This window comes from Sodaliphilus sp., assembly GCF_045598405.1.
GTDB lineage: Bacteria > Bacteroidota > Bacteroidia > Bacteroidales > Muribaculaceae > Sodaliphilus > Sodaliphilus limicaballi.
This window is the reverse complement of sequence record NZ_JAZLLZ010000061.1, coordinates 1-12,827: the sequence shown is the minus strand read 5'-3', so window position 1 is coordinate 12,827 and position 12,827 is coordinate 1. Positions and strand designations below refer to the sequence as shown.

Genomic DNA, 12,827 nt, shown 5'->3' with positions numbered 1-12,827 from the left:
GCAATTAATAGACGCAAAAGAAATGAAAAAGATAACTAAAACCAATGCAGCGCGCCTGCTCGACAGGGCCAAAGTGACCTACGAACTCATCCCCTACGAGGTGGATGAGAGCGATTTGGCCGCGGGCCATGTGGCTGACCAGCTGGGCGAAGACATACATTGCGTGTTCAAGACCCTGGTGCTCCATGGCGAGCGCACGGGGCATTTCGTGTGTGTGATACCGGGATGTGACGAGGTGGACCTCAAAAAGGCCGCAAAGGTGTCGGGCAACAAGAAAGTTGACCTGATAGCGATGAAAGACCTGCTGGCGACCACCGGCTACATACGCGGCGGTTGCTCGCCCGTGGGCATGAAGAAACCGTTTCCCACGTTTTTCCACACCACGTGCAATGACTTTGAACACATCTATGTGAGTGCTGGCATGCGCGGCTTGCAATTTAAAGTCAATCCTGGCGACCTTGTGAAGTTTGTGGGTGCCCAGGTGGTTGACATAACATCTGACAAAACTGACGATAATGAGTAATACGTTTGGCAACATATTGAGGCTTACCACCTTTGGCGAGTCTCATGGCATCGCAATAGGCGGCGTGCTCGACGGCATGCCGGCCGGTGTCGCTATCGACATGGACGAGGTGCAGCGTGTTGTGGACCGCCGCCGCCCGGGGCAATCGGCCATGACGACTTCGCGCAGCGAGGACGACAGGGTTGAGATTCTTTCGGGTGTCTTCGATGGCGTCACGCTGGGCACGCCCATAGGTTTCGTAATCCGCAACAAGGATCATCATTCGGCCGATTACAGCGAGATCAAGGAATGCTATCGCCCGTCGCATGCCGACTATACCTACGACGCGAAATACGGCATTCGTGATTACCGTGGCGGAGGGCGCTCGTCGGCACGCGAAACTGCTGCCCGTGTGGTGGGCGGGGCGATTGCCATGCAGGCGTTGAAGCAATTAGGCATTACAGTCACAGCATATACTTCTCAAATAGGGACTGTGTTGCTGGGCGCATCAAAAAAGGTTGATTTGTCAAATATTGACAGTAATACTGTTCGCTGCCCCGATGCCGATACTGCTGCCTTGATGGAGGCTGAGGTGATGGCGGCGCGTGCTGCCGGCGACTCGCTGGGCGGCTGTGTCTCTTGTGTGGTCAACGGGGTTCCTGCGGGGCTGGGCGAACCGGTTTTCGGCAAGCTGCATGCCCAGCTGGGCGCGGCGATGCTGGGCATTAATGCGGCTAAAGGCTTTGAGTATGGCGACGGATTTGCGTTTGCTGGTGCTCGCGGCAGTGAAGTGATGGACCGCTTCACTTCGTGCGACGGCACGGTCACCACGCTCGACAACCACTCGGGAGGCATTCAGGGCGGCATCTCCAACGGTGCTCCCATCACGTTCAGAGTGGCGTTTAAGCCAGTGGCTACGCTGATGCGCGACATTGAGACTATCGACCGCAACGGCAATCCTGTCACACTGCATCCGCATGGCCGTCACGACCCCTGCGTCGTGCCTCGCGCTGTGCCCATTGTGGAGGCGATGGCGGCGCTTGTGATGCTTGATAATGTGCTTATGGCACGCACGTCGAGGCTGTGATGCGCAAAGGGTACTCGGAGTTTCTGGCCGAAAGGTTTGACGGCAAGGTGCAGAAGATTGCCGTGAATGCCGGATTCTCATGCCCTAACCGTGACGGCACCGTGGGGCGTGGCGGGTGCACATACTGCACCAACGAGGCATTCAATCCTCGATACTGCGATGCCCGGCTCACTGTTGCCGAGCAACTGGAACGTGGAAAGGCATTTTTCGCCCGCAAGTACCCGAGCATGAACTACCTGGCATATTTCCAGGCATACAGTAACACTCATGCCGGCGTCGATAGATTGCGAGAACTGTATAACGAGGCCCTTGCCGTGGATGGAGTGGTGGGCATCGTCATAGCTACTCGCCCCGACTGCTTGGGCGATGAAGTTGTGGAGCTGCTGTCGGAGTTGGCTGCGCGCACACGGCTCATCGTCGAATTGGGTGTAGAGACGATGCATGACGTCACCTTGCGCAAGGTGAATCGTTGTCATGATTGGACAACTGCCCGCAATGCAATTGTGAGCCTTGCCGAGCGCGGTATTGCCGTGGGTGTCCACTTGATACTAGGGCTGCCGGGCGAGGACGTGTCGATGATGGAGCGCACGGTGAGAACCGTCGCGGCATTGCCGGTGACGGTTCTCAAATTCCATCAGATGCAAGTCCTCAAAGGCACGAGGCTTGCCCGCCAATGGCAGGCAGGAGAGGTGGAGCTGATGCAGTGGACTGCACAGGAATATGCGTCGTTGTGCGCACGGCTGTTGAGGCTTTTGCCATCGCATGTCGTTGTAGAGCGTTTTGTGTCGCAGTCGCCGCCGTCGATGCTGCTGTCGCCACGGTGGAACTTGAAACCGGGTGAGTTTGCCCAGTTGCTAGAATCAAAAATGAATGAGTTATGAAGAAATATATATTAGCCTTGGTGCTTATTGCAATATCCATAAACTTGTCGGCAAGAGACAAGTTCAATGCTAGCTGGCAACATGCGATTCTTGCTGCTGTTGACAGTTTTCCTGAACGTGGCGGTTACTATACGGGCGGTCGCCCCAACGCCGTGTTCGGCAAGACTACGATGCAGGGGCTTCACGATGCGTTCAAGATGGGCGAGAGCGATAAGCGCCCGCAGTTCGACCCCCAGCAGGCACAACCGTCGTTCTGTTCTAGCGCGACCTATGCCGTGCTTGTTAAGGCCTTGCTGCTGTGGGACACGCGTGGCGTGATTGGGCGTGAGGCATGGGTGAACATGAAGCCCTATGTGGGTATCAAAGATGCCCTCAACCCCGACGGGATAGGCCAGGATGACGGTGTGGGTGTGTGGGGCCGCGCCAATGCCAATGGCCCGGGTTTGGGTGTTCTTATCGCGGAACTGGGTGCAGGCTACAATTTCACTGCTTATCGAGGAGCTAAGAGCCAGCGCAACAAAGAGACTCCGGGCGAGGTTTATATGAGCGACGAACAATGGTGCTTGCAGGACGTGTGGAGTCGTGCTCGGCCTGGCGACCTGATGAAAATATTCTGGAACCGCAATGAGAGCCGCGGACGCGACAGCGGCGCTATCATAGGTTGCAACGATGACAAGGATGCCGACCAGGAGGCTGGGCACAGCGTCATCTTCATGGGTTGTGAGGGCGACACTGTGGCCTACTGGAGCAGTAATGGCCCGGGAAAGAACCCCGAGACGCTGGGCTACGGCATGGGGCGTTGTCATAAAACGGCAATTCAACGCGTGGTTTTCACACGCATCACGCATCCAGAGAAGTTCAACAATGCTCGTAGCATTAGCCCCACAAGCGTTAACCAGTATCTCTACGACCTCAACGGACGTCGTCACAGCAATACAAAGGAACTCAAGAAACAACTGAAAATTAAAAAGTAATAAACATGATAAAAGAATATAGCAAAACGTTCTACATGAGCGCGGGCGAGTGCAACCCGCAGGGCGAGATGCCCGTGTCGCTGCTCGTGTCTCGACTCATCGAGATTGCCACGCTGCATGCCAACTCGTGGGGTGTGGGATTTGACCGCCTCATCAGCGATAACCATGCGTGGGTGCTGTCGCGTGTCACTACCGAGATGAAGCGTTATCCCCGTGCTGGCGAAGATTATGAAATCATCACGTGGATTGAGGACTATAACCGTCACTTCTCGCAGCGCAACATGGAGATACGCAGCGCAACCACAGGCGAGGTGCTAGGGTTTGCCCGCACCATCTGGATGGTCATCGACCTTGCCGCACGCACGGGTGTGGACATCTCACAGTTGAGTTACATTAGCAGCAACGTGTCGCCCCGCGAGTGCCCCATCGAGCCCCAGTCGAGGTTGCGTCCTGTGGCCGATGCTACGCGCACGACAGAACATACATTTGGCTACACCGACTGCGACTTCAATCGCCATGTCAACACAGTGCGATATCTAGAATTACTGATGAACCAATTCAGTTTGTCGCATTACGACAATAACTTTATTGCTCGCATGGAGATGGCGTTTGTCAAGGAAACCCACTATGGGGCAACTGCTCAAGTGCTCATCAACGATAGCGATGAAGCCGATACTAGGTTCTCTATCAATGTAGAGGACACTGACCGTGTGCGTTGTCGCTTCACATGGAAACAAAGATAAATCAATCAATAAAAAAAACGAAAAGAAATGAAAGAATCAAAGTATGCAGGAACGCAGACCGAGAAGAACCTCGAGGCTGCTTTTGCCGGTGAGAGCCAGGCACGTAACAAGTACACCTATTTCGCTGAAATAGCTAAACAAGAAGGCATGGAGCAAATAGCAGAGCTCTTCCTCAAGACTGCCGACAATGAGAAGGAGCATGCTAAACTGTGGTTCAAGGAACTCAATGGGCTGGGCGACACCGCCGAGAATCTGGGTGCCGCAGCCGATGGCGAGAATTATGAATGGACCGACATGTACGAAGGCTTTGCCAAGACTGCCGAGGAAGAAGGTTTCAAGGCCCTGGCTGCCAAGTTCCGCATGGTTGCAGCCATTGAGAAACGCCACGAGGAGCGTTACCGCGCGCTGCTCCTGAATGTTGAGACTGCTGCCGTGTTCGAGAAGAGCGAGGTTAAGGTGTGGGAATGCCGCAACTGTGGTCACATCGTGGTTGGCACCAAGGCACCAAAGGCTTGCGCCGTGTGCCTCTATCCCCAGTCTTACTTCGAAGTTCACGCAGACAACTTCTGATTTAGCTCTACATTGTTATGCATGACATAATCTTTTGGGGGTTAGGGCTTGACGCGTGGATTACCGTGGCTACGCTTGTGGGCGTGTTCATGACATTGCTATTCACCGACACCAAGGCACATGTGGCGTTTTTCTGCGCTATAGCAGTGCTTAGTGTCACTGGCGTGCTCACTATCGAAGAAGCTTTTGTGGGTTTTGACACGTCAAGCATCATTACTGTGGGACTTTTGTTCCTTGTTATTGCCGGACTGCGTCACACTGGTGCGCTCGAGTGGATGGTGAGTCACCTGATGGGTCAGCCCAAGAATCATTCTCATGCCATCATACGCATGATGCTTCCCGTGGGATTTCTCAGCTCATTCATGAGCAATACCGGCACTACCGCGTTGTTCCAGGATGTAATTAAGAAGTGGGCCGAGAAACTGGGCATGGCACCGTCAAAGCTGCTCATACCGCTGGGTTATGCAGCCTCACTGGGCGGACTGCTCACGCTCATAGGCACACCGCCCAACCTCATCATTGCAGGCATCTATGCCAAGGAAACAGGCAACACGATGAACACGTTTGCCCCGTTCCCAGTGGCAATTTGCTGTCTTTTGGCAAGTGTGGCGATAGTTATATTGTTGCGCAAATGGCTTCCTGAACGAGTTGCGCCAGCAAGTCAAGCCGATGATCAGACCGATAACCTTGCCAATGCCAAGGCAAGCGGAAAGACCTACTTGAGCATCGGCATCATGATTTCGGTGCTGCTGCTGTCGGCACTCAACGTGTTGAGTTTGCCTGTGTGCTGTATCCTTGCAGGAATCATTATGGTACTCACCAAGTGCTGCACAAGCGACCAGGCAGTGAAAGAGATTGACTGGACCATTCTCATCGTGTTTGTGGGCAGTGTGAGCATAGGCGCGGCAATCCACAAGACGGGTATCGATGAGGTGATACTGGACGGCATCTTTGCTTGCTGTGGAAAAGACCCGCTGATGGTGCTCATAATGTTGTGCGTCACAGCATCAATTACCACTGAGTTTATCAGCGACACTGCTTGTGCCGCAATGTTTTGCCCCATCGCATGGCATGCTTCGCAATCACTAGGCGTGGACTCCTTGCCTTTTATGATTGCCTTGATGATGGCAGTTTCCAACAACTATGCCACACCCATAGCAACGCCCCCCAACACGCTTGTATTTGCCTCGGGCGGATATAAGTTTGCCGACTTCGCCCGCCTGGGCATCATTCTCAAGGTCGTGAACCTTATCATCGCCATCTCAATGGCTATGCTGTTCTATCCCTTGAAATGATAGTTGCCATATATGAAAAAAAGTGGTATGCTTGGACTTTAAGCATACCACTTTTTTTAGGAGATTACCCCATTGGTGTATAGTTACCCAGTGGCTCATTTTAGTTAAAAATGCATTTACTCACTTGTTTTGACCTCGAAACAGATGAAAAGTTAAGAAAAATGATTATCTTTGCACGCAAGTGCGAGAAAGACAAACGTTCGCCACTCGAACAAACTATAGCTAGCATGGGACAATTAGCATTCCTAGATCTCTTCCTTAGGGCATACGTTTAGGTGTCCATTCCTGTTGATAAATATGAGAACACTCTAAAAAAGTAAACGATTATGTGCAAGTATAAAGACACCAATATAGGAATAAAAAACTCAACTTCACAGAGAAGCGAGGCATGATGGTGGTTTACCTTACCGATGGCCGTGTGGTGATGGTTCCCGTTAACTATTTCCGCGACATTAAGCACATGTCCGTTAAAGAGCGCTCAAAATGGTATATTCTTGATGACCAGTATTTCACGTTCGAAAATATGTCACGCGTATATTCTGTAAAGGACGTACTTAATTATAATATGATTCAACGGTAACACTGGCCCGCTTGACACCCAGCACGAGCGTATTCTAATGGGGGCAAGTTTTTTGTTGACTAAAATATTATTAGGTGTTTGGTATTTTTACACAGAAAGAAGTCCCGTATCCGGGTTTTGACTTGACCTCAATCTTTCCTTTGTGTAGAGTGATTATTTTTTGAGCTAGTGCCATGCCTATGCCGTGTCCTCTCTGTCCAGTGGCGGTTCCTCGGTAAAAGAGCTGGAAGATGTTGCGTTGTTCTTCGGTTGTCATGCCTTTGCCCGAGTCGGAGAGGGTGATGCATATACCATTTTCTATTGTGGTAATCAGAATATTAGATGTCTTGTTGCTAGAGTATTTACAATTGTTCTCTATCAGATTTTTCAGTGCTATGTTCATCAAGTATTCATTAGCATTGATAGTGAAATCGGCGTCGGCATCAATGGCATCCTCATCAAAGGAGATGTTGACCGTATAGTCGGGATGAGCATGTAGCAACTGCTCGCGGGAATCGAGCAGGAGTTCGTCAATGCGGAGCAGTTCCATTGTAATGCCATGTGCGCCATAATCAGCTTTGGCGAGGTTGAGTAGGCCGTCTATGAGTAGCGTCATGCGGTGAGCATCGTCAAGGCTTCGCATGAGTGATTGCTGATATTGCTCGGGCGTGCGTTCGCGTGAAAGAGCAAGGTCCAGTTCTGCCGTGATAGCAGCAAGGGGAGTGCGAAGTTCGTGCGAGACATTGCTGACAAACATCCTTTGCGAACTCAGTGCATGCTCTATGGGACGAATGGTGATATTGGCAAGATAATATCCCACGGCAAGCATGAATAGGATACTGACAAGGAAGATGCATGTGAGCAAAACAAGTAGCGAGTGCATATTAGCCTCTCCACTGCCATCGTAAGCGGCTGCTGTGATAACATATTTCTCGTTATACAGCACCCCAATCGCTTGATATCCATTACCAACGCTGATATCAATCTCTCCCTTATGGCTTATCTCGTCAATCATTTCGGGCGTTTCCTTCACAATATCATGCTCAGCAGCGTCGTGGTATAGCATCTGGAAGTCTCGTGTATAAACTGCCACCTCCACCTCATTGATAAACTGCGTGTTGTTGAGATAGATGTGTTGCATCGTCTCGGCATCCACTCGGTTTTCAAGGAAAAGATTTGCCTTGGTAATGGCTTCAGAGCGCAGGGTGTTGCAGAATGTGGCACGACGTGCGCCATCACTCATTACATAGATGATAATGAGTGCCACCACCATCACAGCCGACATTACCGCTGTGTATTTGAGTGTGAGGAGTATGCGCCTGTTATTCATCGTTAAGCATGAAACCTATGCCAGGTTTTGTTTTTATCAGTTTTACGGAGAAGTCACGGTCCACTTTTCGACGCAAGTAGTTGATATATACGTCAATGAAGTTAGTGCCTGTATCGAAATGTGTGTGCCAAACTTTCTCTTGAATATCTGCGCGGCTGACAACCTTATCGGCGTTCTCCATCAAGTATTGCAATAGGGCAAACTCCTTTGGGGTAAGCCTTATCTGTCGGCCATTGCGTGAGCATTCGTGTCGGTCGATGTCTAGCAGGCATCCTCCATACTCCAGCACTCTTTTCTCTGAGGCATGAGGTTGATTCTGCACACACCTCCTTTTTAGCAGCACGGCTATGCGTGCCAGCAGTTCGCGAAAGTCAAAAGGTTTCGTCATGTAGTCATCAGCCCCAGCGTCGAAACCTTCTAGCTTGTCGTCAGTGGTTCCGAGAGCAGTAAGCATCAAAATAGGAATCTGGGGGTGTTCGGTATGTATGCACTTACAAAGTTCTATACCGTTCATTCCAGGAAGAATGATGTCGCTAATAACAAGATTTATATGCTTGTTTTCGCTTTTCAATAAACGCAACGCCATCTCTGCATCATAGGCTAATAGCACTTGATGCCCAGCTTCCTCTATGCCCGTCTGGAGCAACGAGGCAAGTCGATGATCGTCTTCTATGATTAATATGGTACACATTATGGGTGCAAAGTTATCCTTTTTTTGTCAATTATGAACCTGATGTGTTATTAAAAAATCATTAGAATTTGCTCTAATGGTTTTCTAATAACGTTCTAATCATTCTCTAACAGTGTTTCTTGGTGCATCTTTGTAATTTTGCCCCCGATTTCAAGAAACTGATTGTTAAACCATTTAGAAAAGAAAATGATGAAGAACCTTTTCAATTTCAGGAAGAGCTCTATGACAAGGGCTGTTTACAATAGCGAGTATGCACACTTTGCATCTCGCCAGACACTGAACTACGTATATGGAGAATTGTCAAGCCACAAGCATGGCTTGAGCGAGCGCGAGGTGGAACGCCGCAAGCGCAAGTATGGCGACAACGTTGTCGTGCACGAGCAACGCACTAATCCCATGAAGCTGTTTGCTTCGGCATTTATCAACCCATTTATAGGTGTGCTCACAATTCTCGTGGTCATATCCTTTATTCTCGATGTTGTGCTGGCTGAACCTGGCGAGCAAGACTGGACTACAATTATCATAATATCTACCATGGTAGTGTTCTCTGCTATATTGCGATTTGTTCAAGAACTTAAGGCCGGTCGTTCAAGTGATGCACTGCTCAAAATGGTAAAGAACACTTGCTATGTGGTGCGCACTAATGCCCGCAATGGCGAAATTCCGGTTGAGGAGCTTGTGCCAGGCGACATCGTGGTTCTCAGTGCCGGCGACATGATACCGGCCGACATGCGCATTGTCAAGGCCAAGGATTTCTTTGTGAGCCAGTCGTCGCTCACCGGCGAGAGCGAGGGGATAGAGAAGCGACCCGAGTGTAACACTAGCGAGGGTAGTGTGGTCGACCTTGATAACCTCGTGTTTATGGGTTCTACAGTGATAAGTGGAACTGCACAGGGCATTGTGTATGCCACTGGTAACCAGACCTATCTAGGCTCAATAGCCAAGAGCATTGCCGGCCATCGTGCCGAGACTGCATTTGACAAAGGCATCACCAAGGTGTCATTACTACTCATACGCTTCATGCTCATCATGGTGCCGTTTGTATTCATGGTAAACGGCTTCACTAAAGGTGACTGGCTCGAGGCTTTCATCTTTGCCGTGAGCGTGGCTGTGGGATTGACTCCCGAGATGCTGCCCATGATTGTGACTGCCAATCTTGCCAAGGGAGCGGTGAAAATGTCGAAGAAGAAGGTCATAGTGAAGGATCTGAATGCGATTCAGAACTTTGGTGCCATGAATATTCTCTGTACCGACAAGACGGGCACGCTCACTCGCGATAAAGTGGTGCTGGTGAAGTATATCAATGCTGATGGTAGCGAGGACTCGACACGCCGAATCCTGCGTCACGCATTCTTCAACAGTTATTTTTCTACCGGTTTGAAGAATCTCATGGACAAGGCTATCGTGGAACATGTAAATGAGAGAGGAAAGCCCCTGGATGTGGTAATCGGTGACTATAAGAAGATTGACGAGATTCCTTTTGACTTTAACCGTCGTCGCATGTCGGTTGTGCTTGAGGGTAAAGATGGCAAGCGACAGATTATCACCAAGGGTGCAGTGGAGGAAATGATCCGTATATGCTCACATTGCGAACTTGATGGGAAGGTTATTCCCATGACAGGTAATATGATTACCATGGCCATGAATATTGTTCATGAGATGAACAGCCAGGGCATGAGAGTGCTTGCAGTAGCTCACAAGTCATATCTTGACAAGGCGGGTGAATTTGGCGTGACTGACGAAGATGATATGGTACTCATAGGTTATCTTGCCTTCCTCGATCCTCCCAAAGAGTCGGCAGGCGAGGCCATTAGATTGCTTCATGAGGCTGGGGTAGAAGTGAAGGTGCTTAGCGGCGACAATGCTGCGGTTGTGAGCACTATAGCAGAGCAAGTGGGTATAGATACTACGCATTGGACCGTGGGCGATGACTTTGATAAGATGAGCGATGAGGATAAACGTGTAACCGTGAGAGAATGTAGCATCTTTGCAAAGCTCACTCCGCACCAGAAGACGGAGATAATCGCACTACTGCAAGAGCAGGACAACACTGTGGGCTTTCTGGGCGATGGCATCAATGATGCTGCTGCGTTGCGACAATCAGACATTGGCATCTCGGTAGATACCGCTGTTGACATTGCCAAGGAGAGCGCCGACATCATCCTCTTGGAGAAAGACTTGATGGTATTAGAACAAGGTGTATTGGCTGGTCGCGAAACATTCGGCAACATCATCAAGTATGTTAAGATGACTGCATCAAGCAACTTCGGCAATATGTTCTCAGTTCTTACCGCCTCTGCATTCCTACCGTTCCTGCCAATGCTCTCAATCCATCTGCTCATCCAGAACCTGCTCTATGACATCTCGCAGACAGCCATTCCGTTTGACAAAATGGATAAGGAGTTCCTGTTGAAGCCACGCCGTTGGGACAGCAGCGACATTGCCCGCTTTATGATTTTCATAGGTCCTATCTCCAGCATCTTTGACATTGCCACATATTTGCTCATGTGGTACGTTTTCGGATGTCAGAGTCCTGAAGCGCAGACGTTGTTTCAAAGTGGATGGTTCATTGAAGGACTACTATCGCAGACTCTCATTGTTCACATGATTCGCACTCGTCGCATACCATTCATACAGAGTAATGCTGCATGGCCATTGATGCTCATGACCTTCGCCATCATGGCTATAGGCATTGCAATCCCATTCACATCGTTTGGCTCTTACATAGGTCTCATGCCTCTACCACTGAGCTACTTCCCATGGCTCATTGCAATCCTGCTTAGCTATTGCGTGCTGACCCAGGGTATCAAGATGTGGTACATACGCAAGTTTGGCAAATGGTTGTAAATAAAAAGCAATATAATGACAAGGATATTTATAATAGTGATGGTCGCTCTGGCGATGGGCGACCACCACCTTATGGCTCAAGCCCTTGATGTAGAGTATAATTGCTTTATTACGGCCGAGATGGATGCACGCCTGGATGGAAACGACGCAGGCAGTTATGGTATTACGCAACTCGACATCGTCAAGGGTGGCAATACTTTCCACTTGGGTAGTTCCCTCTTGATTCCTAAGCCTCTAGACCGAAGCTTCTGGGCATACACCGAGCACGAAATCACTCCTAAGACAGGTATCCTCGTTGCCTGCTATTATGATTCTTCTCCATTCTCACCCTCTAGATGGTATGCAGGAGCAGGCGTTCACCAGCAAATAGGACGTTCAACCCTTTGCCTGCATTATGTGTGGCGTCAATTTCAAGAGGAATCACCATCCAATACTCTGGATATGACTCTGCACATGCCTCTGTCCGTAAGGGTTAATCTGCAACCCACATTGCGACTTGTGGAACAAGGGCATTCGGCTCGCATGGTGGGATTGATTCGTATGCGCATCGAACTGGAATAATGTGATTTCATCAATGGCGTTCTTTGAGGAATTTGCTGTGCCAGATGAAGAAGGCTGTGACTGTGGCTGTCATTGCCAGTGCAGTGAGGATGTAGCATATCACCGGTGGCATGCCTAGGGTCTGCTTGCTGATGGTGACAAAGAGGGTGCAGATGCCTGTCATTATCACGGCAGGGACGAGGGTTGCCCAGTAGAATACCTTCTTTCTTGCCAGATACACGGTGATTGCCCACAGGGTGAATACCGAAAGCGTCTGGTTGGCCCACCCAAAGTATTTCCAAAGCACGCTGAACGAGTCGGGATTGTCGAGTTGCCACAAAAGCATCAGCAGCGTTGCCACAAAAATGGGAATGGAGATAATGAGTCGCTTGAAAATGGGCTTTTGGTCGTAGTTGAAATTCTCGGCAACGATGAGGCGTGCCGAGCGCAGCGCAGTGTCGCCGGTGGTGATGGGGGCGAATATCACCCCCATTATTGCCAGCATGCCGCCTATCGCTCCCAGCCATCCGTTGCACACGTGCATCACAACCTTGGGGGCAGAGAAAAACTGCGTGACGGTGAGTTCGCTCTGGCCTGTAAATGCCGCTACGACTTCGGGAGAACAAACCTCGCGCCATCCCTCGCTGTAAAAGAACCAACTGCTCACGGTAACTACTCAGGTAGGGGTACACGCCCTTTTGGGGAACTTGAAATGTTAAAATGAACACCGTCTGTTTCTGTCTGCTAAGTTTTATAAAAACGCATTTGCCAAAGCGTCCAAATAATACGTATATACCTGCTATACAGC

The 12,827-nt window shown here is 50.1% G+C and carries 12 protein-coding genes; 9 read left to right on the top strand and 3 right to left on the bottom strand.

Annotation, left to right across the window (positions count from 1 at the left end):
• Nucleotides 1-22: 22 nt before the first annotated feature.
• From ybaK to ACKI3C_RS04930, 7 genes are read left to right on the top strand one after another with little or no spacing between them, the layout of a single operon-like run.
• Nucleotides 23-523, top strand: a complete 501-nt coding sequence (ybaK, locus tag ACKI3C_RS04960; RefSeq protein WP_407402656.1) for a Cys-tRNA(Pro) deacylase — start codon at nucleotides 23-25, stop codon at nucleotides 521-523.
• Nucleotides 516-1,589 (top strand): chorismate synthase, encoded by a 1,074-nt coding sequence (gene aroC / locus ACKI3C_RS04955; protein WP_407402654.1) that lies wholly within the window; start codon nucleotides 516-518, stop codon nucleotides 1,587-1,589. Before ybaK ends, aroC begins: the two co-directional genes overlap by 8 nt.
• A complete protein-coding gene (locus tag ACKI3C_RS04950; protein ID WP_407402652.1) occupies nucleotides 1,589-2,470 on the top strand; it encodes a TIGR01212 family radical SAM protein in 882 nt (293 codons plus the stop codon). Before aroC ends, ACKI3C_RS04950 begins: the two co-directional genes overlap by 1 nt.
• A complete protein-coding gene (locus ACKI3C_RS04945; RefSeq protein ID WP_407402650.1) occupies nucleotides 2,467-3,444 on the top strand; it encodes a hypothetical protein in 978 nt (325 codons plus the stop codon). Before ACKI3C_RS04950 ends, ACKI3C_RS04945 begins: the two co-directional genes overlap by 4 nt.
• A gap of 5 nt (nucleotides 3,445-3,449) precedes the next feature.
• Nucleotides 3,450-4,187: an acyl-[acyl-carrier-protein] thioesterase gene (locus tag ACKI3C_RS04940; RefSeq protein WP_407402648.1), complete on the top strand. Its 738-nt coding sequence runs from the start codon at nucleotides 3,450-3,452 to the stop codon at nucleotides 4,185-4,187.
• Nucleotides 4,188-4,214: 27 nt separating this feature from the next.
• Entirely contained in the window at nucleotides 4,215-4,757 is a 543-nt protein-coding gene (gene rbr, locus ACKI3C_RS04935) for a rubrerythrin (protein ID WP_407402646.1), read from the top strand.
• A gap of 17 nt (nucleotides 4,758-4,774) precedes the next feature.
• Nucleotides 4,775-6,052: an SLC13 family permease gene (locus ACKI3C_RS04930; protein WP_407402644.1), complete on the top strand. Its 1,278-nt coding sequence runs from the start codon at nucleotides 4,775-4,777 to the stop codon at nucleotides 6,050-6,052.
• A 650-nt stretch (nucleotides 6,053-6,702) separates the two neighbouring features.
• Here ACKI3C_RS04930 and ACKI3C_RS04925 read toward each other — a convergent pair.
• Together ACKI3C_RS04925 and ACKI3C_RS04920 are read right to left on the bottom strand one after the other, a co-directional pair.
• A complete protein-coding gene (locus ACKI3C_RS04925) occupies nucleotides 6,703-7,941 on the bottom strand; it encodes a sensor histidine kinase (RefSeq protein WP_407402642.1) in 1,239 nt (412 codons plus the stop codon).
• On the bottom strand, nucleotides 7,934-8,632 hold the full coding sequence (locus tag ACKI3C_RS04920; RefSeq protein WP_407402640.1) for a response regulator transcription factor: 699 nt from the start codon (nucleotides 8,630-8,632) through the stop codon (nucleotides 7,934-7,936). The genes ACKI3C_RS04925 and ACKI3C_RS04920 overlap by 8 nt, the downstream gene beginning before the upstream one ends.
• A gap of 189 nt (nucleotides 8,633-8,821) precedes the next feature.
• Here ACKI3C_RS04920 and mgtA point away from each other — a divergent pair, with 189 nt between their 5' ends.
• On the top strand, nucleotides 8,822-11,479 hold the full coding sequence (gene mgtA, locus ACKI3C_RS04915) for a magnesium-translocating P-type ATPase (protein WP_407402866.1): 2,658 nt from the start codon (nucleotides 8,822-8,824) through the stop codon (nucleotides 11,477-11,479).
• A 15-nt stretch (nucleotides 11,480-11,494) separates the two neighbouring features.
• Entirely contained in the window at nucleotides 11,495-12,040 is a 546-nt protein-coding gene (locus ACKI3C_RS04910; RefSeq protein WP_407402638.1) for a hypothetical protein, read from the top strand.
• A 10-nt stretch (nucleotides 12,041-12,050) separates the two neighbouring features.
• On the opposite strand, the gene ACKI3C_RS04905 is transcribed toward ACKI3C_RS04910, so the two are convergent.
• On the bottom strand, nucleotides 12,051-12,686 hold the full coding sequence (locus ACKI3C_RS04905) for a carbon starvation CstA family protein (protein ID WP_407402636.1): 636 nt from the start codon (nucleotides 12,684-12,686) through the stop codon (nucleotides 12,051-12,053).
• Nucleotides 12,687-12,827 lie beyond the last annotated feature (141 nt).

What these genes read in the sequence shown, in the direction of transcription:
- ybaK (WP_407402656.1), top strand. Translation starts at nt 23, where the DNA reads ATGAAAAAGATAACTAAAACCAATGCAGCGCGCCTGCTCGACAGGGCC.
- aroC (WP_407402654.1), top strand. Translation starts at nt 516, where the DNA reads ATGAGTAATACGTTTGGCAACATATTGAGGCTTACCACCTTTGGCGAG.
- ACKI3C_RS04950 (WP_407402652.1), top strand. Translation starts at nt 1,589, where the DNA reads ATGCGCAAAGGGTACTCGGAGTTTCTGGCCGAAAGGTTTGACGGCAAG.
- ACKI3C_RS04945 (WP_407402650.1), top strand. Translation starts at nt 2,467, where the DNA reads ATGAAGAAATATATATTAGCCTTGGTGCTTATTGCAATATCCATAAAC.
- ACKI3C_RS04940 (WP_407402648.1), top strand. Translation starts at nt 3,450, where the DNA reads ATGATAAAAGAATATAGCAAAACGTTCTACATGAGCGCGGGCGAGTGC.
- rbr (WP_407402646.1), top strand. Translation starts at nt 4,215, where the DNA reads ATGAAAGAATCAAAGTATGCAGGAACGCAGACCGAGAAGAACCTCGAG.
- ACKI3C_RS04930 (WP_407402644.1), top strand. Translation starts at nt 4,775, where the DNA reads ATGCATGACATAATCTTTTGGGGGTTAGGGCTTGACGCGTGGATTACC.
- ACKI3C_RS04925 (WP_407402642.1), bottom strand. Translation starts at nt 7,941, where the DNA reads ATGAATAACAGGCGCATACTCCTCACACTCAAATACACAGCGGTAATG.
- ACKI3C_RS04920 (WP_407402640.1), bottom strand. Translation starts at nt 8,632, where the DNA reads ATGTGTACCATATTAATCATAGAAGACGATCATCGACTTGCCTCGTTG.
- mgtA (WP_407402866.1), top strand. Translation starts at nt 8,822, where the DNA reads ATGAAGAACCTTTTCAATTTCAGGAAGAGCTCTATGACAAGGGCTGTT.
- ACKI3C_RS04910 (WP_407402638.1), top strand. Translation starts at nt 11,495, where the DNA reads ATGACAAGGATATTTATAATAGTGATGGTCGCTCTGGCGATGGGCGAC.